This is a genomic window from Bacteroidia bacterium (assembly GCA_041391665.1).
Taxonomy (GTDB): Bacteria; Bacteroidota; Bacteroidia; order J057; family J057; genus JAGQVA01.
Map to the genome: position 1 here is coordinate 2,652,367 of JAWKNO010000001.1, position 25,887 is coordinate 2,678,253.

At 46.0% G+C, this 25,887-nt stretch carries 17 protein-coding genes and 2 CRISPR repeat arrays (1 of these 19 only partly in view); of the genes, 6 read left to right on the forward strand and 11 right to left on the reverse strand.

Annotation, left to right across the window (positions count from 1 at the left end):
- Window positions 1-12: 12 nt before the first annotated feature.
- The 3 genes from R3D00_10860 to R3D00_10870 all read right to left on the reverse strand — a co-directional run bounded on the left by R3D00_10860 (window position 13) and on the right by R3D00_10870 (window position 6,897).
- A complete protein-coding gene (locus tag R3D00_10860) occupies window positions 13-5,604 on the reverse strand; it encodes an FG-GAP-like repeat-containing protein (GenBank protein ID MEZ4773671.1) in 5,592 nt (1,863 codons plus the stop codon).
- Between the two features lie 41 nt (window positions 5,605-5,645).
- Window positions 5,646-6,242 (reverse strand): hypothetical protein, encoded by a 597-nt coding sequence (locus R3D00_10865; GenBank protein MEZ4773672.1) that lies wholly within the window; start codon window positions 6,240-6,242, stop codon window positions 5,646-5,648.
- 61 nt (window positions 6,243-6,303) lie between these two features.
- Window positions 6,304-6,897, reverse strand: coding sequence for a hypothetical protein (locus tag R3D00_10870; GenBank protein MEZ4773673.1), 594 nt, complete (start codon window positions 6,895-6,897; stop codon window positions 6,304-6,306).
- A gap of 409 nt (window positions 6,898-7,306) precedes the next feature.
- On the opposite strand from R3D00_10870, the gene R3D00_10875 reads away from it, so the two are divergent.
- Both R3D00_10875 and R3D00_10880 read left to right on the forward strand, forming a co-directional pair.
- On the forward strand, window positions 7,307-8,116 hold the full coding sequence (locus R3D00_10875) for an Fn3-like domain-containing protein (protein ID MEZ4773674.1): 810 nt from the start codon (window positions 7,307-7,309) through the stop codon (window positions 8,114-8,116).
- Window positions 8,117-8,262: 146 nt separating this feature from the next.
- Window positions 8,263-9,492: a hypothetical protein gene (locus tag R3D00_10880; protein MEZ4773675.1), complete on the forward strand. Its 1,230-nt coding sequence runs from the start codon at window positions 8,263-8,265 to the stop codon at window positions 9,490-9,492.
- Between the two features lie 12 nt (window positions 9,493-9,504).
- Here the strand turns inward: R3D00_10880 and R3D00_10885 are convergent, their stop codons facing one another.
- The 3 genes from R3D00_10885 to R3D00_10895 all read right to left on the reverse strand — a co-directional run bounded on the left by R3D00_10885 (window position 9,505) and on the right by R3D00_10895 (window position 16,020).
- Complete coding sequence (locus R3D00_10885) at window positions 9,505-12,504, reverse strand: hypothetical protein (GenBank protein ID MEZ4773676.1); 3,000 nt, start codon at window positions 12,502-12,504, stop codon at window positions 9,505-9,507.
- A 199-nt stretch (window positions 12,505-12,703) separates the two neighbouring features.
- Window positions 12,704-14,845 (reverse strand): DNA helicase RecQ, encoded by a 2,142-nt coding sequence (gene recQ / locus R3D00_10890; protein MEZ4773677.1) that lies wholly within the window; start codon window positions 14,843-14,845, stop codon window positions 12,704-12,706.
- Window positions 14,846-15,150: 305 nt separating this feature from the next.
- Window positions 15,151-16,020: a hypothetical protein gene (locus R3D00_10895; protein MEZ4773678.1), complete on the reverse strand. Its 870-nt coding sequence runs from the start codon at window positions 16,018-16,020 to the stop codon at window positions 15,151-15,153.
- Window positions 16,021-16,113: 93 nt separating this feature from the next.
- On the opposite strand from R3D00_10895, the gene R3D00_10900 reads away from it, so the two are divergent.
- Together R3D00_10900 and R3D00_10905 are read left to right on the forward strand one after the other, a co-directional pair.
- Window positions 16,114-16,986 (forward strand): DUF1295 domain-containing protein, encoded by an 873-nt coding sequence (locus tag R3D00_10900; protein ID MEZ4773679.1) that lies wholly within the window; start codon window positions 16,114-16,116, stop codon window positions 16,984-16,986.
- Between the two features lie 23 nt (window positions 16,987-17,009).
- On the forward strand, window positions 17,010-17,609 hold the full coding sequence (locus R3D00_10905) for a DUF6134 family protein (protein ID MEZ4773680.1): 600 nt from the start codon (window positions 17,010-17,012) through the stop codon (window positions 17,607-17,609).
- A gap of 2 nt (window positions 17,610-17,611) precedes the next feature.
- Here R3D00_10905 and R3D00_10910 read toward each other — a convergent pair whose 3' ends face one another.
- Window positions 17,612-18,109, reverse strand: a complete 498-nt coding sequence (locus tag R3D00_10910; protein MEZ4773681.1) for an NADH-quinone oxidoreductase subunit C — start codon at window positions 18,107-18,109, stop codon at window positions 17,612-17,614.
- Between the two features lie 20 nt (window positions 18,110-18,129).
- The gene (pyrE, locus tag R3D00_10915; protein ID MEZ4773682.1) at window positions 18,130-18,765 is read right to left on the reverse strand and encodes an orotate phosphoribosyltransferase; all 636 of its coding nucleotides are present in this window, start codon (window positions 18,763-18,765) and stop codon (window positions 18,130-18,132) included.
- Between the two features lie 27 nt (window positions 18,766-18,792).
- Between pyrE and R3D00_10920 the strand changes: the two genes are divergently transcribed.
- Entirely contained in the window at window positions 18,793-19,500 is a 708-nt protein-coding gene (locus R3D00_10920) for an NUDIX domain-containing protein (GenBank protein ID MEZ4773683.1), read from the forward strand.
- Window positions 19,501-19,531: 31 nt separating this feature from the next.
- Complete coding sequence (locus tag R3D00_10925; protein MEZ4773684.1) at window positions 19,532-21,490, forward strand: OmpA family protein; 1,959 nt, start codon at window positions 19,532-19,534, stop codon at window positions 21,488-21,490.
- Window positions 21,491-22,373: 883 nt separating this feature from the next.
- A CRISPR array of direct repeats spans window positions 22,374-23,112; the repeat unit is 36 nt; unit sequence GTCTTAATACCCCTCAGGGTAAATGGCCTCCATAAG.
- Window positions 23,113-23,535: 423 nt separating this feature from the next.
- On the opposite strand, the gene cas2 is transcribed toward R3D00_10925, so the two are convergent.
- The 3 genes from cas2 to R3D00_10940 are packed head-to-tail and all read right to left on the reverse strand — an operon-like array spanning window position 23,536 to window position 24,995.
- Window positions 23,536-23,826: a CRISPR-associated endonuclease Cas2 gene (gene cas2 / locus R3D00_10930; protein MEZ4773685.1), complete on the reverse strand. Its 291-nt coding sequence runs from the start codon at window positions 23,824-23,826 to the stop codon at window positions 23,536-23,538.
- A 7-nt stretch (window positions 23,827-23,833) separates the two neighbouring features.
- A complete protein-coding gene (cas1, locus tag R3D00_10935) occupies window positions 23,834-24,733 on the reverse strand; it encodes a CRISPR-associated endonuclease Cas1 (GenBank protein ID MEZ4773686.1) in 900 nt (299 codons plus the stop codon).
- Window positions 24,734-24,746: 13 nt separating this feature from the next.
- The gene (locus R3D00_10940) at window positions 24,747-24,995 is read right to left on the reverse strand and encodes a hypothetical protein (GenBank protein ID MEZ4773687.1); all 249 of its coding nucleotides are present in this window, start codon (window positions 24,993-24,995) and stop codon (window positions 24,747-24,749) included.
- Window positions 24,996-25,611: 616 nt separating this feature from the next.
- A CRISPR array of direct repeats spans window positions 25,612-25,887; the repeat unit is 36 nt; unit sequence GTCTTAATACCCCTCAGGGTAAATGGCCTCCATAAG (it continues 886 nt past the right edge of the window).

Here is a 25,887-nt window from a genome sequence, read left to right on the forward strand (position 1 = left end):
AAAATTAAAGCACTACTCAACAATCATTCGCCCGAGATAACTGTTCCCTTCATGATCCCATCCTTTCATGATATATACGCCGGGCAGGAATTCTGAACGCAATACGGGGATTTCTACCTGGTTGAGATCTGTCCAGTGTCGTACCCTTATTCCCGCCGAATTGATAATCTCCACTTCTTTGAGCGGGATCGGCAACAATCCTTCCTCCAGACTTTTGGTCATGATGGCCGAACGGTCGGTAACCGGGTTGGGAAATGCGGTCAGCTCGAGCAGATAATCGTCCTGGTAGTTACTGCGGTTGCTGATGGTATTAAATACCTCATTGGTGTAGATCAACTCGTTGAAGTCAAACTGTATGGACGCGCTGTTTTTGATCATGGTTCCATGTGGCAGGTCTGCCTTGGGTTTGATTTTAAATAATACAAACCCGTGACTTTCAGGCTCATTGGCTCCGCTGTCGGGCAGGTTGATATTGTTGAATGTCCACTTCAGAATGCCTGACTCGCCCATAATCACATATCCGTCATGACTCATTGGTCCCGGGATAAAACTCGACAATTCCAGGTCGGGAGATAATGTGTCAAAAACGATTACTCTGCTGGCCAGATAGTTACCTACGTTCTGGAAGCGGATTTTGTAACTCAGGGTATCATTTGTGCGGATATAATGTTTATCTCCATACCCTTTGGGCCATACCTGCTTGTCGTTGGGGTCATAAGAACCTACCACTTCATCGGTGGAGGCCGAGATATTGTCAATCGAATCACAATCTGCTTCCGCAGCAAATATCGAAGCAGTCGTAGTGATAAAACTGCCAAATACAGCTTCTGGTTTTACTGAGTCGGTCAGTACGATGGTCTGGGTAGCAAGGGCCGGGATGGTGTTAAACGCCCATCGATACGTAGCGGCTTTATTGCCAGGGATGGAATCGGTCCATGGAAGACTCGTCCTTCGGGCGTTCAGGTCGTTGCTCATGACTACATCCAGAATTACGTCTGTAGCTGCAACAGAACCTTTATTCCGTACATTGATGACAAAATCATTTTCAAAGCCCCGGCGAAGGGCGGAAGTTCCAATGGTAACCGCAAGGTCCGGATAGTTGCACAATCCTGCATTGGCAAAGTCATAATCTGTATATGCAGTATTTCCCGAACCGTCGTTGCAGGGTTCTCCTTCTACCAGTATAGAGCAGTCGATCGAGGAGAATGTACCCAGACTGGCGTACATTTTTTCGATGCCTGTCTGGTCGCAAATATCAATATATCCTGTAAGCAGCGATCCCACTTCCATTTCGGTATTATTGGAAACGGCGATGCTTACGCCCGGTCTGTTGGGGCCGGTGAGCGTGGATTTCAGGACGAGGTCCACCGTTTCAAGTCTGGAGTTTTTACCGAAAGTGTTGGTGCCGGATTCTGTAAATTCAGTTTTACCATTTGACTTCAGATATCCTTTGTGGGTAAATATTCCCTTTTGGACAAAGTCTCCGGTCAGGGTCGTTTTACAATAATTGTTGAATGTCGCGCTTTCGACATTTTCCATTTTTCCCGAAATCACCATTGTGCCATAGTTGTCGATTGTGCCCTTATTGTCCACGTTCGAACTGATATTTAATGTTCCGGAATTAAGGATTTTGCCATTTCCATCCATATCAAAACCCGATATGTTCATGGTACCGTGATTTTCAAAAATACCTTTGATGCTCAGATTGCTGATTGAGACATTAGGGCTGTAGTTGATAAATGCGGTATTGGAGGCCTCGATCTGTACCTGGCTGGTGAGCAATGTACCCGAACTGCTGACGATGATTCTCGCGCCGCCATTGTTATTGACTTTGATTTCACTTGGAGTAGCAGTACCACAAATGACGATCACACCATTTCCGTTGAGGGTGATTCTTCGGGTGAATGTAACGCCAGGCGCAATACATACTCTTTGACCATTGTTGACGGTAATGTCGGAGTTGTTGTTGTTAATGGTGCGGGTACAGCCTGCACTGCAATCGGTGATATCAGACACGCTGGTGTAATTATAAACCGGCGTTCCGCCTCCGGGTAAAATCTCCACGGAGTATGAAGCAGGTTCCTCCGGACAGATTTGCGCCCAGGCGCTATTGGGGGCCTGCGAAATGGTATAAATGCCGTTGTGAAGGTTCAGTTTATAATTTCCTCCCGTATCAGTAACGGCATAAAAATCGCCCGGCATGATATGGATCAGCTGATTGGGAATCCCCGCTTCGCCGGGAGAGAAAGTGCAGGAGCTATCTGCATCAAAAAATACTTTTCCGGTCACCGGGGTTCCGCTGGCCTCTTCGATGACATAAAGCTGGTCGGCTGCAACATCTGCCTCAAATTGCTGGAAGCCGGAAGGCCATTCTACCTGAATCGAGTCAATCGTGGTTGCATCTCCGATACCAAAATGTGCAACCAGGCTGTTTTGGCTGCTGGCACCGCCGCTGCTTTGCCCTGATACAGATCGCATCATCCAGGTTTCTTCGCCACGAAGGTTGACCTTTACTCTTACCGTAGCCCCGATTGCTGTCCGGTTGGAAACTGTGCCAACCAGTTTTACTTCAAACCAGTGATTGTCTGTACCGTTATTGGTGAAAAAATAATTGGGTGCGCCGAGGTGGTTGGCTACCACTACATCCAGGTCTCCGTCATTGTCTATATCGGCAGCAGCCGTGCCCAATGACACATCCGGCAGTTTAATCAACGGCTCAGTCATATCGCTGGAAAAGGAACCGTCTCCATTGTTGAGGTAAAGGCTTCGGTTGGGCTCTTCTGCATGGGTTACGTATAGATCCAGGTCACCGTCGTTGTCAACATCGCCCCAAAAACTTCCCTGAGATTCCCCTTTGTCATTGGCAATTGCTCCGTCGGTGATTCGGGAGAAGGTGCCATCTCCGTTGTTGTTGTAGAAGAAGTTTACCTGTTTGTTGATATTGGTGACAAACAAATCCATATCACCATCATTGTCATAATCTCCCCATGCACTGCCTACAGAACTTCCACCGTCGTTGACAATCGCGCCTTCGGTGATTCGGGTAAACGTGAAATTTCCCTCATTTCTGTAGAGAAAATTGTTTTCCCCATTGGAGTTGGGTACAAACAGGTCCATATCGCCGTCATTGTCGTAGTCGCACCAGGTAGCGCCGATGCTGTACGAGGCTTCGGGAAAAGTTTTGGTTTCGTCGAGTTTGGTAAATGTTTCCTCTCCGCTGGTTTTGAATGAACCTTCTCCGTTGTTTTTGTAGAGGAGATTGCGCCGGTTGGAAATATAGTCGGAGACAAACAGGTCGAGATACCCGTCATTGTCTGCATCTACCCACGAAACGCTATAACAATGCCCGGTATAAGATACTTCCTCTCCTTTGGTTTCTTTGCGGAAAGTGCCATCGCCGTTGTTGGTGTAGAGTTTGTTTTTAGAGCCGACATTTCCCACAAACAAGTCAAGGTCGCCATCGTTGTCGTAGTCTCCCCATGTGCCTCCGACCGCTGAGCCTAAATCAGTTACAATATCTCCCGTAGTGATTTTGGTAAATGATTTATCTCCGTTGTTTTTAAAGAGGAGGTTGGGCTCGCCGGAATTGAACCCTCCCATAAATATATCCTGGAACCCGTCATTGTTATAATCTCCAAATGATACACTGAGATGATCACCTGTACTGCTTACCAATGGGCCTCCATTTTGGACGCGGTAAAAAAGCGTGTTGAGATAGTTTTGGGTCTCGTTTTTAATTCCTACGGAAGTAGCTGCCTGCTGGAAGTTGCCGTTGACTTCTCCCGAAACAATCGTTTCAACCGACACAACTGTATTATTGGGGATAAGATCCCCGTTGTGGAAGTTGCCGTCGAGGATGATTTCGGTTTCTGTCGAATAGGACTTATGTGGATCGAGGTCGGAGACATTGTCAAAAGTGATTTTTGTTTCCCCGGTAGAGGCATTTTTATTGATATTTCCTCCGGTAGCAGTTTGATCCGTATTGTTGAGGAGGTTGGATTCGACAACGGTTGCGCCGTCGCCGATGACGATTTCGATCACCGCCTGGGTCAGAGAGTCGTTGCCGGGAAGGATGATCTGATTGACAATGGAAATGGAATCTCCGGGCGTAGAGGCTTCTTTTTCAGGAACCCCATTTACCCCAAAATCCTGCGTCTGGGATGTGCCAAAATAAGACATCCAGTTGTCATTGAAATTGGTGTTGAACACACTGATTGCTCTGTCGGCAGTGATCAGGATATAAGGTCTTTCGGGGCCGGCACTGGCGGTTCCTGTGCCATTGTAAATGCTCTTCCATTCGTCCAGGGTAAGAAAGCAGTCGGCATAATCTCCAGGTACAATCGTATAGGAACGGTTCAGCACCTGACCTTTGGTATGTGCATCCACAACGGTAACGTGAGCGGTATCACGGGAGAAGATGTAGGCATGGGTAGCCTGTGTATATTTTGTCCCTGTTTTGGGATTTCTGACATTATTTTCGTTTCCCGGGGGCGCGAGGTAAACCAGAAAGGCATCGCCGGCGGTTGTGCCATCTCTGGAAGATACCATGGAAGCGATATCAGAAGTGCCGGGTGATCCGGTTTCCAGCCAGTTGGCTTCAAAGACAGACACTTTTTTTCCGGGCGAACAGGTAATGCGGAATACCTTTGTGATGTTTCCCGAATAGGAAACCCAGTCGCCGGGTTCCAGTTCGCCCAGGTTCCAGGATTGGATATTTTTCCAGCTGCCATTATCAAAGTAGTCCAGCGTAACTGCATTATTGGGATCCCACGAGACGATTCTGATTTCTTGTTCTCTGTCAGCCTGATAGTGGACAGTAAAATAAAATAATTCGCCGGAGGAAGTACCATTTCCTGAGGGTACATAACTGCCTCCATCCCGGGCGTTTCCGTGTAGTGCGCCGTATTGAACCGTTACGGGCTTGTTGGTTTCAATGATATAGGTGCCGCCAGACTTCATAATATCCCGTCCGTCGGTATGGTAGTTGATGATATCCTGTCCGATGTGGATGGTTCTTTGGGCGACGATTTTGTTTTGCCTGCCGTCTATTTGCGTGTAGCCGGTTGTTGTAGTGTATGTGGTAGATATTTCGCGGATCGTAACTTCTGTGGAATCCTGATAGGCATAAACATTCAGGTCTCTCGGTGAGTAGGAGGTAGGAGGCGAAAAAACAATAAACTTGTTCCCAAGGGAAGTTTTATTGGTGGCGGGTACCCAGTCGTGCTGCCAGTCGGAGTTGGTGGATTGGGAGGCGAAAATGAGGTTATCGGCAGTTACAATAAAAAAATCTCCGTCCTGTTTGGCGCCGCTTTGACCGGGCGGATTGGCGTCATCGTTGACCGCGCCATCTTTGATATAGAGTACATATGACTGCCCGCTCATCAGCATACCTGTTACTGAGTCATCTGTGTCGCCATCTTTGCCGTCGTCAGTGATGGTAAAATAGGTGCTGTCATATAATGCGGTGATAATGAGAGACACATCACGTCTTACAGCATCATTGTTGGGCGGGACAAATATCTCAAAATAGGTAGAAGCTTCACCGACTGCGAAAGTAGAAAAGCGCAAGAGCAGGATAAACGTGGTAATGATCCACTTTTTCATAATTCAGTACCTTTGGGAGATTAGAAGTTTGTGTCGCTGTATCAGGGCATCGCAGAGGCGGTAAGTGTAACTACACCTGTATAAGTGCCGGGAATAATATTCTGATCAAGGAGAGCGGGAAGTGCACTGATTGCGCGAACGGCAGGCGTACCGAGTTCAAACTGAAGGCGGAAAGCATTGGCGGAAGCCGGACCTGCATTTCCGCTACCGGTAGCGGTGACAATTTCGGTATTTGGCCCCAGCATGGCTACTGCGGAAGGGCTGTTGACATCGCCGAGCAGCAAATGGTTTACTCCCACGGTATAGGTTCCGTTGTCGATGATCCTATACCCAAAATTTCCCGCGTTCAGGGTGTTGCCCGCTGCATCGGTAAAGTTGGTGGAAGAGAGATCCACTTTAAAATTGACACTTGAGTTGACCACAAAGTCGGAAATATAATTGTAGGGGCTGGATACGCCGCCTGTGTATTCTCCCAATGTGGCAACCACAAAATTGATATTTGCGCCGGAAGTGACAGTGAGGTCAATGGAAGATGAAAAGGCAGCGGAAATCTGGATATCGTCGGTTTGAGTGAAAGCGGGCTCCTGCACTAAAGCAATCATTCCCCATGTCAGGCATAGAAAGAAGATTCTTTTCATTTTACTTAAAATAAGACCAGATACCCGAAGGTATCTGGTCAATGAATGAATTATCAAATTATCAGGGCATAGCGCTTGCTGTGAGTGTTACTACAGCCGTATAAGTACCTGGCGTAATATTTTGCTCAAGCATAGTCGGAAGTCCACTTACCGCTCTGGCGGCGGCTGTACCTAATTCAAACTTCAGTACATAGGCGTTGGCAGCTGCATTGCCTGCGTTTCCGGAGCCGCTAGCAGTTACAATTTCGTTGTTGACGCCCAGTACAGCCATAGCTGACGGAGTGTTGACATCACCCAAAAGGAGATGATTGGTGCCTGCTGCATTGGTTCCATTATCAGCAATGGTATAGCCAAAGTTTTGTGCGTCCAACACATTTCCCGCTGCATCGGTGAAGTTGGTGGAGGTCAGATCTACTTTAAAGTCTACACTGGAGTTTACTTCAAATTCTGAGTTGTAAGCAGTAGGATCGGCGAGCCCGTTGGTATAGTTGTCAAGTGTGGCAACTACGAAGCTGATATTAGCGCCGCTCGTTACAGTTAGGTCAATAGATGAAGAAAACGCCGCTGAGATGTTAATGTCATCTGTTTGCGCATTCATAGCATTTGCAAAAACCAGGGAGATTGAAAGAAGCAGAGAGAATTTTAAAACCTTCATAGATTGTATAAAAATTAAATTGAATTTGTTGAGTGCAAATTATGTCACTTAAATTATTTTACAGCCTGATGTTTTTGGTATATATTACAGAATGTGAAAAATTATTTTATTGATATATAATAGGTAATATTTTTTATGAATAGTTATTCAATTTTTGAATATGAATATGAAAGACTGAGTTTTGATATAGCTTGACATGCGATTTTAACTGTCAATAGCATGTGTTAATTTATGATATTTTGCAACCAGATTTTATTTTTCCTGGTTTGGACTCCCAGATTTCTCTACATGTATTCATGCTTTGTTACTACCCTATTGCGCCTTAAATACAAATTGTGGAAATTTCGGATATAATAATAAAATCAAACTTATTATTGTTTGTGTAATTTCTAATCGTTTAACAAAAGCTATGAAAAAGTTAAAATTCGTGTTCTCTCTTATTATGTCTGTATGTTTTGTGGCTACATTGAGCTTTGGTCAGGGACTGGAATTATCTCCTGTCAGAATTGACTTTTCTCTGGAGCCCGGCAATTCACAGGCACAAACCATCACTGTCCGTAATACCTCTAATACAAAGGCGTCTTATACATTGACTGCCGCTGACTGGTATCTCGACGAATACGGTAATGTGGTCAGACAGGAAAAAGGCGCAAGCAAAAGATCATGTGCAGAGTGGATTTCTTTTACTCCGGCTTTGGTAGAGCTTGGTCCTAATGAATCTAAGGAAGTAACCGTTTCCCTCAATGTCCCCAGCCGTGATGCTGCTACCAAATGGGCGCTCGTGTATGTCACTTTGAAAAAGGAGCAGACAGCGCCAAAAGCAGACAAAGACCTTGCAATGGGTATCGAAGTAAACCAGGCAATCGGTCTGTTTATCACTCAATCTCCTCGTTCCAACCAGAATGCAAAAGCCAAACTGGGTGAGTTTAAAGATGTTACACCTGAAGGTGGCAAGGAAAAGAAGTTTATTGTAAGAACCCAGAACGTGGGTGACAAAATCCTTGATTGCAATATGTACCTGGTAGTTTCCGATCTCCAGAATGCAAAAGAGGAAAAACTCGATCCGGTTACTTTTAAAGTTCTTCCTGAAGGAACCGCGCTTACGGAATTGTCACTTCCTAAAAAACTCAACAAAGGTTCTTATCTGATCGCAGCAGTGCTCGATTACGGTCCAAACTATCCACTGGAAGGCGTTCAGATGCAACTGGATGTAAAATAATCTCAGGTTTTCCCATCTGAAACTATGGGCTGAAGTTATATCTGACCAGATAATTTTTTAATTGGTCAGATGTAATTTCAGCCTTTTTATTGTGTTTGATTGTGTGATTCTGCGGTTTAAGTTGCATATATAATATGCCATATATCATGCGCTATATAAAATATTTTCCGCTGTCCTCCTTTCTCTGCGTCTTGTTTTTTCAGGCTTATGCCCAACAATCTACTTCCCTATATTATGCGGAGGAAACGGCGCAGGCCCGGGAGATTATCCGCACATGGTATAATGAGGCCAACCATGATCTCAAGGAAGAATATCAGGTAAAACAAACAGAAAATGGAAAAGTGCGCCACGGGTGGTACAGGATTTTTTATGATAATGGAAGACTCTGGCAGGAAGGGCAATATGAAAACGGCGAACTCGAAGGTCTTTGGAAGATCTACTATAAAAATGGGGTTCTCAAACAAAAAATCACCTATGTAAACAGTCGGAAAGTGGGGCTGTTTGAGACTTTTTACCATACCAATAATCAGCTAAAGGAAATCGGTACTTTCCTCTTTGATAAAGTGCATGGTGAGGTGAAAATCTACTATGAAAATGGTAAACTTCAGGAACTGGCTTATTATGAACAGGGGGCACTAAATGGGGAAGTGTTGGATTATTACGAAGATGGACGCCTCATGCAAAAGGTTTATTATAAGGAGGGGCGGGTAGAGGGGCCATGGGAAAAATACTATTCCAATGGCTTTATTAAAGAAAGATCATACAAAATCGGCGATCAGTATGAAGGCCTGTTTATCGGTTATTTTAAAGACTATGAAGACGGTACCAAACAAAAAGAATGTTACTACAAAAATGGGGTACTCAACGGCACCTTTAAAGGCTTTCACCCTACCGGCGAACTGGAAATGATCTGTCACTATATTGACGGTAAAATTCAGGGGAAATATCAGGGGTTTTATTCAGACGGCTCTCTCTTTGAAGAAGGATATTATGTAGACGATGAAAGAGTCGGTATATGGACTACCTATCACCCTGCCGGGGGAAAATATCTTGAAGGCGAATACAAAAATCGGCTGTTTGAAGGTGAATGGAAAGGCTGGCATGAAAACGGACAACTCAAACAAACAGGGGTATTCCACAACGGTAAGTCAGAAGGATTCTGGGTTTTCTACTATGACAACGGTAATATTAAAAAGGAAGGTAATTATGTGCTTGACAGAGCAGAAGGCCTATGGAAACAATATTACCCCGAAGGCGGCATTCAGATTGAAGCCGAATATCTGAAAGGGATGCTGCACGGTGTCAAAAAAGTGTATAACCCGGATGGCAGTCTTCAGACAGAAGAGCGATACGAAAATGGCGCTTTAATCCCCTGACAGACGTTCCTGCTAGCCGCCAAAATTGACGGAACGGCCCTTTTCCTTGAAGTGAAAATTTACTTCAAACCGAATTTCGTCGGTAACGTCAAATTCCTGGTCTGAGTCGGGCAGGTCAAATTTATCTCCCAATACATTTTTCATGCTCACTACATAGTGCTCGGAATAAGGCACAGTGATGACATAATTGCCCCGTTCATCTGTAAGCGAATAATAGTAATCTCCGTTTTTGTCTTTCACTGTCACCCGGATATTCGAAGGGGTGATCCCGTGTATGCGCGAATATTTGTCCCGGGTAATCTCCACTTTTCCCACAATCGTCACACTTTTGGAATACGGCACATAAAGGGTAATATGTTTGTTCATCGTGACCTCCAGATCCGCCCCTGACATATTGGTATATTGCATCGGGGCAAAGAGTTCTGTCAGGCCCAGCAGATAATGCCCTTCCGGGACCCTGAAAAAGCTCACCGTACCGGTCTGGTCTGCCATAATTCCCGGTGGATTATATTTGACAATTTTTACGCCCTCTTCCGTTTCTACAGGTTCCTCCGCCCTTTCGATTTCTACCATGACATTGCCTACGCCGGGCTCCAATTCCCGCTCCAACTGTTTGTTTCCATTATAGTCTTTAAAGAAAACAACCATTAGGGTATAATATTTCAGTCTGGGTTGTGGCACATCAAATACCTTTTGCGCGCCAAAACTAAATGAAGCCAGTTCGGAAAGGGTAGTGGAGGCTCCGTCTTGTCGTTTGAAAAACCTGGCAGGATTGAGGTTGACCCCCATTTTGAAATTCCATCCATCTTCTCTTTCATACCTGAGGCTTGAGTTTAATGTCGATTGCAGGAGTTTTTCATCCACATTATAGGACGCATTGCCGGAGACATCCAGAAGGAGTGACTTCGGCACCAGCTCCCATCCATAACTGGTGCCCAGGCCTACCGTTTTTGAGTAAACACTTTCTTTTTCCTGCTCATAAGCTGCCTGTGCAGTCGGAAGTCCCGGCGCATACTGGTAATCTGCGGAGATGGAACCATTCTTAAGATTGGCCCGAAACCCGGCTTTGGCCTGAATAAAACTGGTTGCCGACATATTTTCCAGATCGTTGGCATCGGTAATTTGTGTCATACCAATCTGGATGCTGGGGCTAAAAGACACATCCGAATTATTTTTGCTTTTGATCATGGTTCCCGCCGCAAATCGCGTATTTCTTGTCCCAAAGGCGATCGTGGTATCCAGTGAATAAATATCTCTTTCGAGATTCATATTATCCATTCCTGCTGCGAGCGCGATAGGGATTTTTCCTCCAATCAGGAAATTATATCCCAGCGCAATTTTTTGGGTTGTCTGCTTATTGTTGACCAGAATTTCTCCATCATCTGAGCGATCTTCTGAACCACTGCTGATGCCTGAGTAGGTAAACTTGATATTGCTGTTATTGACAAATTTATAAGCCGCTTCTCCATCAACCTGAAATACACCCGCCCCGTTTCCCTGATAGTCACGGGTTGCATAGGTATTTTTGAGGCCGATTTTCAGATCTCCGATGCTGGCATTGTAGTTCAATTGATACCCGATTCCTTGTTTGTCAATGGGTTTTATGCCACGACCATAGGTACTCATTTTGGTGGCCGTGGTGACAAAACTCAGGTACTGACTTTTGCCTGCTCGTCCCGTATTGAGGTTAAATCCCGCCGAAGGCGCATAGAGTTTGGTATGCGCCTCTTTGTCTTGTTTATAAGTAAGCGCACCCAATACCTGGAGGTTGTCGCCGACTTTTCTTTTCAGGGAAAGTGCCGCGCCCCAGTTGGGATTGCGCACATTGCTGGCCAATGTGCCGGTGATTTTGGTATTTCCGATCATACGACCTACAGAAATGCCTCTGCCTGATGCACTTACCCCAATACCCCCACTGACATCTCCCAGCCGGTAGAAGTCTTCCTGATCTCTGTATTCTGCCATGATACGGGCATTTTTCCACAACATCTTACTGGCAGAATTGGGGTTACCGGAGAAAAGAGAATTCTGAAATTCCGCGATATAGTTGATTTCCCGTTCGCCTTTCAGGAGAATATTCCCGGAAAAATTAATATTTGTAGATGTCTCTGCATTCAGCAGGTCTGATTGATTGAGTGTGATGATCAGGGGCGATTCGGCTTCGTTGAGTTTCAGCCGGTAGGAGTCTTTGATACTTTCGAAGATGACGGTCAATTCTTCTGAGGTTTCACTTCCCAAACTTTTGGTGATAAGCCGCAGTCGGTTGCGATCACCCGGCGACTCTTCCTCTCCATAGGCTTTGCAACGGATACGCGCTTCAATGGTCGTATCGGTTGAAGGTCTTAGCCCGAATGAAAGAATGTAGCCATTATTAACGGATTCCTCCATTTCCAGGAGGGCGCCCAGTTGGAAGTCCATGGAAATTTTCTCCAGGGTATTTCCCTGATTGTAAAGCGTAAAAAATACGGAGGTGTATTCGTCGCTGTTGCTGGAAGAATAGGTTTTGCTCAGCGGAGTGGTAATGCGCCATTTGCTCACCTTCTGGTAAGTTACTTCGGTGGTAACGGGTTTTCCGAGGGTTTTTCCGTCCGCTTTTTCGAGGTGGGCCACGACCGGGTACACGATACCTCCCTGCGCGTCTGTAGGAAATGAAACGCGGATAGGGATAAATCTCGATTCACCGGGTTTCAGAATGATTTTGCCCATGTCGGCATCTTGCAAAATCATTTTGCATTGATTGGGGATGTCATATTTTACTTCAAACTCCAGGGTTTGTTCACCGTGATTTTTTAGTTTAAAAACATTAAAAAACATGACGCCGGGGGGAAGTTCTTCTCCACTTTTGACAAAACCAGTCTCGATCCCGTCCATGAGTGATTCCGCCTCCGGATCAGCCTGCGTTTTTGCCGGAGAAACGATATCTCCATCAGGGATTGCCTGTGCATATACTTTTGGCATCAAAAGGGAAAAAAATCCACATGCAACAACAATATGAAGGAGAAATGACCTCATAGTCAATCGATTAATTCTCAGGAGTGTCCTGGAAATATCTATTGACACAGAAGCAAAATAGTAGGGAGATTACGGGGAAACGGGTGGTTCTAAATTTCAAAAAGGAAAAAATGTACGTATCTATATTTATATAAAAATACATTTTCCCTCAGCCAAAAAAAGGGCATTAACGCTTGATGTAATACATGTCAACGGCCCTTTACTTCCGCTCTAAAACAGAAATAGCCAGCCGGATTTTGCTGTAATCTACCGCCCCATCGAGGTGCTCATGAAGTGTTTTCATCAGATGCGCGCTGCCTACGGCTTTCACCGCGCCCTTTACCAATGCGATTTCTTCTTTGCTCACATATTGATATATGTCTATATCATGTCCCTGGGCGAAAAGATACCCCAGGTGTGAAAGAATTGTGCTATGCCCGAGGTTGCGTTTTTCCGCAATTTCTTCTGCATTTAAACCCTGCCGGTAATATTCGTAGGTAATATCGTAGGTACTTTCCCTTTTGGCTGGAGCAGAAAACAGATCGGGGCCTTTTGTGCGGTCGGATTGTTTTTTTGCAAAGGCGAGGATTTTTTTCATGAAAACTTTCCCATACCGTGCAAATTTCACTTCACCCACGCCGGATATCTGCCGCATGGCTGCTTCTGTCACCGGAATTTTCGTCGCCATTTCCCGGAGGGTCGCATCACTGAAAACCAGGTAAGGCGGAACAGCAGCTTCAATGGCCAGCTCCCGGCGTAATTCGCGCAACTCCTGAAACAGCGATTCTTCAAACAGTTCCTGTTTGGATTGTACTTTTTCAGGTCGGGCAGGTTTTTGTTTCTGATAGCTGGTAAACTGCGCGAGGCTTACTTTTCTTCCGTTGAATAAAACATCCTGGCTGGCAGGAGTAAGTTTGAGCACATGGCCCTGATCATAGGCAATTTCGATCAGGCCAAGTTGCAGAATCTGCAACAGACATTGTTGCCATTCCAGTACACTCATATCACTTCCCGCCCCATAGGTTTTAATCTGGTCAAATCCTTTTTCTATGATCTCTTTGCGCTGCGAACCACGCAGGATATCAATCAGGAGATTCATGCCCACAGACTCTTTGAGCCGGGCGATCGCGGAAAGCGCTTTTTGGACAAGAATGGTACCGTCAAACCGCTGGGGAGGATCTGTGCAAATATCACAATTGCCGCAGTTTTGGGCGATATGTTCACCGAAATAATTAAGCAGGATGCGGCGGCGGCAGATTTGGGCGTTGGCAAATTCTTCCATCCGCTCCAGTTTTGCCAGTCGTAATTCCTGCAGTCCACCGTCTTCGATAAATTTTCGCTGCTGGATCACATCTGCAAAGCTGTAAAACAACAATGTGTCACTTTTCAGCCCGTCACGTCCTGCCCGCCCGATTTCCTGATAATAGCTTTCGATATTTTTGGGCAGGTTGTAGTGAATAACCCAGCGAACATTGGATTTATCAATGCCCATCCCAAACGCGACGGTCGCGCAGATGATCGGCACCACATCGTTGATGAAATCTTCCTGCGTGCGTGCCCGGGCTTTGGCCGTCATGCCTGCATGATAAAATGCGGCGGGAATGCCATAAATCTGTAGTTTTTCGGCGATTTCTTCCGTAGATTTTTTACTGAGACAATAGACAATTCCCGATTGCCCGGGCCTTTCCCTGATAAAATCGATGATGGTTTTCAGCCGGTTTTGCCCGGGTTTTACGGTAAGTGAAAGATTGGGCCGGTCAAAGGAAGCCACAAAAAGGCTTGGCTCATTGAGTCTGAGCTGATCGATAATATCTTTTCGGGTGAGTTTGTCTGCTGTAGCGGTCAGTGCGGTAACCGGTATATGAGGAAATTGCTGACGGATAAATCGCAGCTGGTTGTATTCCGGTCTGAAATCATGTCCCCAGGCAGAAATACAATGCGCCTCATCGATTGCGATGAGGTTGATTTTCACACTTCGGAGAATATTGGCAAAGTCTTCGGAGACCATCTTTTCGGGTGAAACATAGAGAAGTTTTACTTCAGCGAGCAATACTTCCTGTGTTATGGCTGACTGTTCGGCAAAAGTCTGGCTGCTATTTAGGTAAGATGCCGCGATCCCATTGGCGCGTAAACCTTCTACCTGGTCTTTCATCAGTGAAATCAATGGCGACACCACCACACACATTCCCGGTTGGATGATCGCCGGAATCTGATAACAAATGGATTTCCCCCCACCGGTTGGCATAAGAATCACCGTATCTACCCCCTTCAAAATCGTTTCAATGATTTCTTCCTGCATGGGGCGGAATGAGTCGTAACCAAAATATTGCTTTAAGGCCTGCCGGGCTGATTCGAGATTCATATTATTTTTTTCCGGCTTAAAGATAAAAAAAAAAGACAGAGGTAACGACCCCTGCCTTCTACGTAACTACATCTAACCTAAAAACTAACTAACTACTATTACCCGAATAATTTTTGTGTGTAACTGGTTGGCGGTGATCATATTTATTGACCACTGAACTGATAAAAACAAATCCCGTGCCTAAAACCAGTTTGGTGAAAAAAAATTCGCGTAAGGAAATATACAAGTTTGGACGAAATATGAGACGATATCCTTTTTTGAACGATAGGGCAGCGGTTTTTGCAAAAAACCGGGGTGTAAGATTTTTATCTAAATTCGTAGATATTTCTTACGAATCCCGGAACCTTTCCCCTTATCGTTTTTTTCTTTTCGGTGAGATTTCCCTTATTATCGTATTTGTAAAGGTATTCTGTGTCTCCGGCTTCTTCTTTTATCAATAATCCCTGCGCATCATAATAATATCTGGTAAACGCTTTCATCTGTCCGGAAACATCGTAATAAACCGATTTTGCCAAATGCCCTTTGTCGTCATATTCGTAGGTTTCTTTTTCTCTCGTAGTGGTTTCTCCTTCGAATGTGTGGGTACGGGTAAAGTAGAAGGTCGTTTTTCTTCCTTTTGCGTCGTACTGCCAGGAGTACGTTCTGGTGAGAAATTCCTGTGTTTCGGTTTCTTCTTTCAGCAATCCATTGTCGTCATATTCCCAGGAGTGGGTGGCGATGATCGTGCCATCCGGACTTACGTCTTTTTCTGTGATGAGTCTGCCTTCAGAATCGTAGGAATAGGCTTTATAAACAGCGGTATTGCTGTTGTGCATTTCGCTGATAAGATTGTTTTCATATCTGTATTGCCAGGTTACGGTAAGGGTATCGTTGTCTTTGTGCCGGACCAACATTTGGAAAACTTTATTTCCCCTTTCATCATAGCGAATCTGTGTACTGGTCTCCGGCGAACTTCCTTTCCCATAATCTATTCTGCCGATTAATTTCCCTTCCGGATTGTATTCAAATTTTTCTGTTTTAATTTTTTCCGGCGTGCCTTCTGCGGTAATCTGGAAAGTAGTGGTGGTCATTGCCCGGATATGTGCCTTTTTGATTTTTTCGGGGGTAAGTTCTTCTGCCTGTGAAAATAGTATTACAGGCAGAAGCCCAAACAACCCTATGGCCAATAGTCGCATGATATTCAGGTTTTATTTGTAATCAGTTAAAGATAAAACATAAATTTCTTCCGTTCCCAAAGAGAACGTATCTTCCGGCCTTCATTTGCTGATATGTCATACAGAGTAAAAAGTTTTTTGTGGATTTTCACTGCTTATGCGGTTGCTGCTTTGGCGGCCGGAGCTGCGGGCTGGTATGTACGGGATATGCATCCCCTGTGGGTAATTGCATGGGCGGATGTGGCCGGGACTGTGGCCATTTTTGTTTTTAGTCTGATTTTCCGGAATGCTTCATTTTATGATGCGTACTGGAGTGTGGCGCCCATTGCTATTGGGATGTATTACCTGCTGGAACCTTCCGCTGACCCGCGATATTTCCGGGCGATTATCGCTTTTTTGCTCGTATTGACGTGGGGATTGCGTCTGACATGGAACTGGGCACGTGGCTGGTCAGGGTTGGACCATGAAGACTGGCGTTACGGAGACTTACGGGCAAAAACCGGTAAATGGTATCCGTTTGTCAATTTTACCGGAATCCATTTTTTCCCTACGGTAATGGTTTATCTGGGCTGTTTGCCGCTGTATATTTCCATGTATAAAGGCGTTGCACCATTTTCGGTTCTCGATATCATTGCAGTATTTGTGGCGGTTGCAGGGATTTGGGTAGAAACGGTTGCCGATATGCAGTTGCGCAATTTTCGCAAGACGAAACCCGCGCAGGAAAAAATTCTGAAGTCAGGCATCTGGAGTTATTCACGGCATCCCAACTATTTTGGAGAGATGACTTTTTGGGTGGGTATTTTTTTATTGGGTCTTGCGGCCGATACAACAACCTTGGCGTGGGGAGCGGGTGCAGTATTAATGATTCTGATGTTTGTGTTTATCAGCATACCGATGATTGACCGGCGGATGTTGGCGCGTCGTCCGGGTTATGCAGCCCACCGCAAGCGAGTTTCTGCCGTTATCCCGTGGAAGGGTAATCCTTGAATTATATAGTTTATTTGCCACTGATGAATGTGAAATTATTACTACTGCCGTTGGTTTCATTCCTGCTGCATGCAGACCCTTTTTCCCCCAGTAAGCTGGTTTATGATGTTTACAAAGGCCATTCACTCATAGGTGAGATGTCGGTTTCCCGTCGGGCAGAAGGCGGAAAACATATCTATGCGTCTACGAGCCAGATGACGGTGACTTTTCTGATGTCTTTTGATCTTCGGTTTACCTATGAGTCGCAATTTGAAAACAACAATCTGTGTTCATCCATGGCAGCCAATTATCGTGACGGGAAGCAATTGAATCTGTCCGTGGGCAGGCGTGAGGGAGCCGGGTATTTCACCGATGTAAGTGGAGATAAGAAACATGTGCAGGCTTCGCGCATAGACTATAGTATTCTCAATACCTACTTTTTGGAGCCTGTTGGCCGGAGTAAGGTATTTTCTGAGCGCTGGGGCGAATATGTAGATTTTCTCCCGGCAGGACCTAACAGATACGCCATGCATCTTCCCAATGGAGATGTCAATTATATGACCTATAAAAATGGCATCTGCCATACGATTGAGGTAAATCACTCAATCGCATCTATAAAATTTGTGTTGCGGGAAAAAAATTGACCCTACCGGTATTCTTTTGGCGGATCTTTTTCGGGGAGAACCATAGAGCCGGGGATACCCAACAGCGGAAATTCTTTGCGGAGCGGGAACCAATCGTAGTCTTCTGGCATATACATGCGGCGAAGGTCAGGGTGATTGTTAAATTTGACACCGATCATATCAAAGGCTTCACGCTCAAACCATTCTGCCGATTTCCATATGGTAACTACGGAGTCAACTTCCGGGCTTTCTTCTTCGACACGGCAGGCAACACGAAGGCGTTGTTTTCCTTCCAGGTTGACGATATTATAGGAGACTTCAAATCGCAGTACGTCGGTATAGTTGTCCGAAGCCGTAATGTCAGCGAGGTAATTGAAGCCAAACTTTTCCTTCATCGTCTTCAGTACTTCGTAAATCTTTTCAGCTTTTACCTCAATGGTCATCTCATTGGCGTAACTCCTGACATCCACGATATAGTCCTGAATGGAGCTGGATTTGATGGTATCTAAAAAATTGCTCATAATGAAATACTAAAAACGCATTATTGATTACTACCCTTCCAGTTTGCCGGGTCTTTTTGCCACTCAAATATGGTAGCCATCTCTTCGGGTCGAAGATAATCAATCTCCGCCGCTTTTTGCAATAATTCCTGAAGATTTGTGAGCGGAGAATATCCGGTACCTGTTTCGGCGTAGGCTGCATCTGCCTGAGGGAAGCCGTAACTAAAAATAGAATAAGTAACCAAAACCGCAGCACCGGTTTCCTGAATGGCTTTTACCGCTTTTACACTGCTACCACCGGTAGAAACCAGATCCTCAATTACCACATATTTACCCTTTGGATCGACTTCACCTTCCACCATATTCTGGAGTCCGTGACCTTTGGGCTGGGGTCTCACGTAGATAAAAGGAAGGTTCATCGCATCTGCAACCAAAGCACCGCTGGCAATGGCACCGGTAGCTACTCCTGCAATAGCGGTAACTTCCGGGTAGTTATCGCGTATTTTTTGTATAAAGGCATCCCGGATAGCCGTCCGGATTTCCGGATAGGAGAGCGTCAGCCGGTTGTCGCAGTATATTGGCGACTTCCAGCCCGAACTCCAGGTGAAGGGCTCACGGGTATTGATCCTTATGGCTTTGATTTTAAGTAAATACTCTGCTATTTTGCTGTACTCCACGGGCATATTCCATTTAGGGGCAAAACTATGAAAATTTTTGCATTAAATTTCTGTCTAGAGTTTGACGTAAAGAACCCTGGTCGCAATTACGATTTTGAATCAATTGCTTTTGAAGAATTGATGGGGCATTTGTTTAAAGGAACAGATTTCAACGGCCAAAAGTTCTACGTAGATGCTGATGATACAGAAGAATTTCTTCAGTACGCATTTGATCTTCAGGCAAATGATGTGTGGCGCGAAGTTGACCTGACGGTTTGTTTTCGTTTTGCCAGTCAGGCGCAGCGCGAGCGTTTTCTCGATGCTTTTGTCGATCTTTTCCAGCAGGTAGATGCTGCGGGCGGACTGGTGGAAAATGAAAAAGGCGAATATCTCAGTATATTCAATCGCGAAAAGTGGACGCTACCCAAAGGTGGTGTCGAATGGCGCGAAGCAATCGAAGACGCCGCAGTGAGAGAAGTAAAGGAAGAGACCGGACTCGAAACCCTCGAACTCGGCGAAAAAATCGGGGAAACCTTCCATACCTTTAAGCGTGGGAAAAAATATGTCTATAAAACGACCCACTGGTATAAAATGACCGCCTCTGCTGATGCACACATTTCCCCTCAGACCGAAGAGGGAATAGATGATGTGCGATGGATGTCGAAAAAAGATTGGATAGATTTAAAGGATGAGGAAACCTACCCATTAATCCGCCATTTGTTTGAAATGGTTTTTACACAAAGCCTGATTGCCTAGAATTCTGATTATCTCAAACCCGATAGTACCGATGAAGATATTCCCGCGAATCTGTATAGTGGTAATGCTGATCGGGGTAAAGGTTGTGCCCGCATTTTCCCAAATTGCTTTCTGGCAAAAACTGATGGGGGGCTCCAATTATGACCGGGGAAAAAGCCTCCTGATGCAGAAAGACGGAACCATGGTCATCGCAGGTGATGTTTATTCTACCAATGGTTTAGGAGAAGGGAACCACAGCGCTTCAGGCGACTGGGTTATTTTTAAATATGCCACCCAGGAGAAAATATTCTGGAAATATATCTATGGCGGCTCCGGTCGTGAAGAGCTCTCAGACGTGATTGCGACCCGTGACCAGGGGTTTCTCTGTGTAGGTGCAACTGATTCGCCCGACGGAGATGTGGGGCAGAATTACGGAGGAAATGATGTCTGGATTCTCAAACTCGATCCTCAGGGACGCATTCAGTGGACAAAAGTATTTGGCGGAAGTGGTGATGATCAGGGGATTACGGCTATTCAAACAGAAGATGGCGGATATCTGGTTGGTGGAGAATCCGGCTCCGTAAACGGAACCATGCTTTCCCGGCACCATGGTGGACTCGACAGTTGGATTGTGCGGTTGGATAAAAATGGCGAAGTGCTGTGGGAAAAACATTTTGGCGGAAACGGCAACGAAAAAGTTACCCGGATACACGAAATGGAACCCGGTCGATATATTGTTATCAATTCTTCCGATTCCAAAGGACAGGATGTAAAACAAAGTCTGGGACTCAAAGACTGCTGGGTATTTGAGATGGATGACTATGGACAAATGGGCTGGCAAATGAGTTATGGAGGGGAGGAAAATGACGACATTCACAGCAGCCTGATTGATATCGATGGCGGAATTGTCATGGCTGGAACTACTTTTTCTGCCACCGGTCACATTCCTGAGCAAAGAGGTCTGGGCGATTTCTGGTTGTTGAAAATCGACCCGAAGGGTGGGGGACTGTACTGGAGCAATACTTACGGTGGCCGCAGAGAAGAAGGCATTAACGATATTATTCTCGCAAATGACAGCAACTATGTCGTCTGTGGCATGACCAAATCACGCACTGGCGAAGGCGATATAGAATTTAACGGCGGATATTACGACGGCTGGCTGGCAAAAATAGATCGTACGGGAAAACGCCTCTGGTCGCGCACGCTCGGATATGAAGGAGCAGAAAGTATGCAGAAAGTGGTCCAGCTAAAGGACGGCGGATTTCTGACTATCGGCTATTCGCAGATACCGCGCAGAACCGTTCCCATCGGCGGGTACAAAGGCAGCGCAGATATCTGGATGACTAACTTTGGTGACCCCAAAATCTCGTCGGTTCGCCCTTACATTACTCCGCCATTGTTGTTTGGCGTGGTGAAGGATAAAGATACCGGGCGGTTTATCGAAGCGGAGATTACCCTCACCAATAATGTTACCCTGGACTCTATCACTGGCACTACGGCCAATCCCGATGACGGGTCGTTTGTCCTGCTTTTGCCCTCGTATGGCCTGGTGAGTATCAATGTGGTAACGCCCGGATATTTATTTTACGGACAGGATATACGCCTCGATACGATCAACTCAGAGACATCGGCAGAGTTGATTATTGAGTTGGAAGCCATTCGCATCGGGAGTTCGCTCATTTTGAAAAATATCTATTTCGAAACCGGGAAATGGAATCTTTTGCCTGAGTCCAATGCAGAGTTGGAGCGGGTGGTAAAATTTATGAAAATCAATCCGCGCGTGCATATTCTGGTAAGCGGCCATACTGACAATACCGGCAACACCGCGCAGAAAAACCAGTTATCCCTCAACCGCGCCAATGCAGTCAAAAATTATCTCCTCAAAAAAGGCATCATCGATGCCCGTATGAAAGTCAAAGGCTACGGCATGTATCGCCCCATTGCCACCAACAAAACCCCCGAAGGCCGTCAGCAAAACCGGCGTGTGGAGTTTGAGGTGATTAATAAATAATTTCCGTATCCGTAACGCGGGGTTGAAACCCCGCGCTACGGATATTTCCTATGCAGATTTTGCCGCAGGCAAAAGGCCCGTTAGGGTCTCAATAATGATGGCCAACGGCGATCCCCCAAAATTAAATATTCTCAAAAACATCTCAACGTGGCGTAGCCAGGATCCCGGAGGGATCAAATGTTTGTAGCTACAGGCCACCTCCCAAAATTTCCCATCCCAATTGGCGCGTCGTAGCACGCATCTAGCCGCGCGGGGTTGAAACCACCGCGCTACAGATATATCCTATACAGATTTTGCCGCAGGCAAAAGGCCCGTTAGGGCCGCAATGGCGGTAGCCAAAGGCCCCCCCAAAAAAATTTCCCATTCCAATTGTCGCCTCGTTGCACGCCAAAAAACGTAGGGCCGGCATTACAATCCTGCCCTGTATCTTAATACCCCTCAGGGTAAATGGCCTAAATAAGTTTTTGAGCAAGGCAAGTTCTTTTTCCACGTCTGTGTTTTAATACCCCTCAGGGTAAATGGCCTTCATAAGAAAGTGATCTTTGCGGGGAACGACATGGTTTCGTCTTAATACCCCTCAGGGTAGATAGACCACCTAATCCCATGGTGAAAATGAAGCACATTTCAACCAAAGATAAATTCGGTAACTAAACTGTGGCCCCCCAAAAAACCTAAATGGGGCGCAGCCCCGATCCCGGCGGGATCAAATGTTTGTAGCCCAACGGCCATCCCCAAAATTTCCCCTCCATTTTGCGCGTCGTAGCACGGATAGATCAGAGTGCTAAAAGCACAGCTCCGTAGGCGCGCAATAACGGTAGCCCATGGCATCCCCATTTTTAATTTCCCCCATCACTGCGTGTCAAAGCACGCCAAAGTTTCCCCAAAATGAATACCCCTCAGGGTAAATGGCCTCCATAAGTAGTCCTAATTATAGCCTCCTACCTGGGAGGATGTCTTAATACCCCTCAGGGTAAATGGCCTCCATAAGATGCCTGTACAGGTCAAGCCTATAACTTCGAGGGTCTTAATACCCCTCAGGGTAAATGGCCTCCATAAGGATGATGGGGACTCTTATAATCGAGTGGCGGCTCGGTCTTAATACCCCTCAGGGTAAATGGTCTCCATAAGCTTGTATCTAAGCGTAACGTCACCCCCCTAGCGGAGTCTTAATACCCCTCAGGGTAAATGGTCTCCATAAGTCAAAGTGGCCCTGGTCTGAACATTCTGGTTATGACGTCTTAATACCCCTCAGGGTAAATGGCCTCCATAAGTTGGTTGACACTCTGTCCACTAATAATAATCGCGTCTTAATACCCCTCAGGGTAAATGGCCTCCATAAGATAGAATATCTGCCTTCTTATGCAGGGCGGCCTGGTCTTAATACCCCTCAGGGTAAATGGCCTCCATAAGAGTTTCGTTAACCAGATACAGGTTAACGTGAATGGTCTTAATACCCCTCAGGGTAAATGGCCTCCATAAGAATTTCTTAACCTTAATTCCAAGTTATGTGTAAATGTCTTAATACCCCTCAGGGTAAATGGCCTCCATAAGCTGACGCGGTGCCCGAGCTGCAACTGCGTAGTAGTGTCTTAATACCCCTCAGGGTAAATGGCCTCCATAAGGCATTGAGAATGAGGCTGTTGGTATAAACCCCAAACGCATATACTTATGCAGAACTCCTCTAAGTTAATCAGTGTGAATCAATTATCCAAAAAAAGTTTTGGTTTCGCACGGGGGGCGCAGGCTGAGGTCAAAATTGGCGGTTTTGAGCCATAAAAAATTATAAATATTTGATTGTGAGACTTTTATGATAAAAATTGTTTCGAACGTATTTAGGTTGATCTCAAAAAAGTATGCCCGTGCGAAAAATGGCTATTATTTACCGCTTTTATTTTTAAATCAGAGCCGGTTTTACAAACTGCTTTCGCACGGATTGTCGAAAGCGTACTATTTTTTGCCCCGTGCGAAAGTTTTTGGCGATTAAAAATTAATCAAAAATCGTAAATGATTGATATATAGTCATATATACTTTCGCACGGGATTGACTATATTGTTGTAATTGCCTCCGGCCATGGACCGGGTGCTTCGGGCCACCACCATGCCCGGCTGTAGCAGGCCGTGCATACGGGATAACAGGCAACCGCATCGGTTTCAGGATCAAGGAGTTCGCTAAGATATACCATCAGCCCCTCTACGTCTTCGGGCGGTACCAATACCTCAAATACGCTTTTATTTACCCGCCGCCCGCCCATATCTTCCAGCAGGTTGCTGCATCGGGTTCGGTCCCGATCCGAACTTATATCATAAGTCACCAGATAAAGGTTGATTTGTGCCATATTGTTTTTACCATTTTCCTACGTAAGGTTTGTATTGGGGTATTTCTCCCCGAAGATATGCCGCTAGCCGCCGTGCCTGTCCCTGTATATGGTCTTCAAGCGGCAGTTTTTTTCCATCGAATGTTTCCGCACGGGAAAGCCTCTCTATCACTTTTTTTGCCAGTGCATTTCGTTGTTCCGGGGAAAGGAATTCGCCTTTAATTTTGATGGGCCCTTCGCGTTTCAGCCAGGCATATACCATTCGGTCCACCGCCTGTGGCCGAAACTCCTCGATAAGGTCAAACGCAAGGGAGGGTCTTCCTGCATCACCCGGCGAGTGAAGATAGGCCATATGAAGGTACAATCCCGCTCTCGCGAGCGCATTCTGTACTCTTGCATAAAGAATGCCGTAGCCATAATTCAGACTCATATTTACTACGTCATTGGCTTCCTGTGGTTTTCGCCCCGGAAATACAGCTTTTTCTCCCAGGGCTTCTTTGAAAAAGTCCCAATACGCGCCCGCTGCCCGACCTTCATGCGCCATGATAGCGCCTCTAAGGGCGTCCATCGGTTGCTCGGGTGTTTCTTCCCTGATCCGCCGCAGTTCGGGTTCCATACGCAACAGAGCCGCTTCTCCTGCCAGTGCCAGGAGTGGATTAGATCGCGCGCCTGATTTTACGATAAATTTTATAAGCGCCATCTGGTTTCGCAGTTTTCCCTCCGCAAAGGCAGCCGCAAGTTTTGCTCCTTTCCCGTTTTCATAGGCGCGAAGCTGAGCCAGTCCGTTTTCAACTGAAGGATGATCACGGTCGATCAATACTGCATAGGATAGTCCGGAGGAATCCAGAAAATGAACCGGAATATTTTTTTCCATGCACATTTGAATCACATCTGAGGAAAAAGTGATTCCCTCAGCCTGTATGGTCACCTGGTCGAGGTGGTCAAAGGGCGTTTGTGCAATTTATGCGAAATTCCCCATCATCTTTAGGTATTTTCACCTCCAGGTAAGGTTCCGGCACATACGTTTCCTCCTGCAATTCCTGATGGAGTTGCACCAGAAATACCGCAGCATTTTGCTCAAAAGATTCGACCGACACGCGATCCACTCCACCTGCTTTTCCCGCCCCTTTTACCTGTACCCATGCAGATTCCAGCATATCGGGCCGTATCATATCCTCAAAAAGTGCCATAAGATAAATGTTTGAACTCCCTTCTGCTGGTGGCTGAGTTATCCAAAACCGGTGGCTGAGGCAAACTCGAAGCCACCGGAACTGCGCCTTCAGCGCGCCAATTTGACCGGGGCTTCGAGTAACCTCAGCCACCGGTTATCCAATACCCTTCAGCATAAATGTTTCCCAAAATCAAATTTTAAGGCGCAGTCTGGACTCCCCGGCAGGGGCCTTTCGGCCGGAGGAGTCCATATATCCTATACAGATTTTGCCGCAGGCAAAAGGCCCGTTAGGGCCGCAATGGCGGTAGCCAAAGGCCCCCCCAAAAAAATTTCCCATCCCAATTGGCGCGCCGTAGCGCGCATATAGCCGCGCGGGGTTGAAACCACCGCGCTACGGATACCCTGATAATCTTTTGTCAAAAGCATAACCGCGAAGCGAAGCAGATCCCCAGAAAGTGTGTTTGGATTATAGCCATCGCAAAATAAATATTCTCAAAAACATCTCAACGTGGCGTAGCCAGGATCCCGGAGGGATCAAATGTTTGTAGCTACAGGCCCCCCAAAAATTTCCCATTCCAATTGTCGCGTCGTTGCACGGCAAAAAACGTAGGGCCGGCATTACAATCCGGCCCTGTATCTTAATACCCCTCAGGGTAAATATCCCCCAAAAGTCGTAAGGGCGAACCTATGTGTTCGCCCTTATCCCCTCAGGGTAAATGGCCTCCATAAGTCGCCTAGCAATAGAGCTTGCCTGGGAAATGTTCCAGTCTTAATACCCCTCAGGGTAAATGGCCTCCATAAGCTATCCTTAATTCCGACACGCTCATTGTGTATCGTCTTAATACCCCTCAGGGTAAATGGCCTCCATAAGCAAAAGATTGCCTATGTAGATCAGGTCCGACAAGCGTCTT

Bases quoted from the DNA above. Each gene is read 5' to 3' on its own strand.
- R3D00_10905 (MEZ4773680.1), top strand. From the start codon at position 17,010: ATGAATGTGAAATTATTACTACTGCCGTTGGTTTCATTCCTGCTGCAT.
- cas2 (MEZ4773685.1), bottom strand. From the start codon at position 23,826: ATGGCACAAATCAACCTTTATCTGGTGACTTATGATATAAGTTCGGAT.
- R3D00_10940 (MEZ4773687.1), bottom strand. From the start codon at position 24,995: ATGGCACTTTTTGAGGATATGATACGGCCCGATATGCTGGAATCTGCA.
- R3D00_10900 (MEZ4773679.1), top strand. From the start codon at position 16,114: ATGTCATACAGAGTAAAAAGTTTTTTGTGGATTTTCACTGCTTATGCG.
- R3D00_10910 (MEZ4773681.1), bottom strand. From the start codon at position 18,109: ATGAGCAATTTTTTAGATACCATCAAATCCAGCTCCATTCAGGACTAT.
- R3D00_10885 (MEZ4773676.1), bottom strand. From the start codon at position 12,504: ATGAGGTCATTTCTCCTTCATATTGTTGTTGCATGTGGATTTTTTTCC.
- R3D00_10880 (MEZ4773675.1), top strand. From the start codon at position 8,263: ATGCGCTATATAAAATATTTTCCGCTGTCCTCCTTTCTCTGCGTCTTG.
- R3D00_10875 (MEZ4773674.1), top strand. From the start codon at position 7,307: ATGAAAAAGTTAAAATTCGTGTTCTCTCTTATTATGTCTGTATGTTTT.
- R3D00_10895 (MEZ4773678.1), bottom strand. From the start codon at position 16,020: ATGCGACTATTGGCCATAGGGTTGTTTGGGCTTCTGCCTGTAATACTA.
- R3D00_10920 (MEZ4773683.1), top strand. From the start codon at position 18,793: ATGAAAATTTTTGCATTAAATTTCTGTCTAGAGTTTGACGTAAAGAAC.
- recQ (MEZ4773677.1), bottom strand. From the start codon at position 14,845: ATGAATCTCGAATCAGCCCGGCAGGCCTTAAAGCAATATTTTGGTTAC.
- R3D00_10925 (MEZ4773684.1), top strand. From the start codon at position 19,532: ATGAAGATATTCCCGCGAATCTGTATAGTGGTAATGCTGATCGGGGTA.
- R3D00_10870 (MEZ4773673.1), bottom strand. From the start codon at position 6,897: ATGAAGGTTTTAAAATTCTCTCTGCTTCTTTCAATCTCCCTGGTTTTT.
- R3D00_10860 (MEZ4773671.1), bottom strand. From the start codon at position 5,604: ATGAAAAAGTGGATCATTACCACGTTTATCCTGCTCTTGCGCTTTTCT.
- R3D00_10865 (MEZ4773672.1), bottom strand. From the start codon at position 6,242: ATGAAAAGAATCTTCTTTCTATGCCTGACATGGGGAATGATTGCTTTA.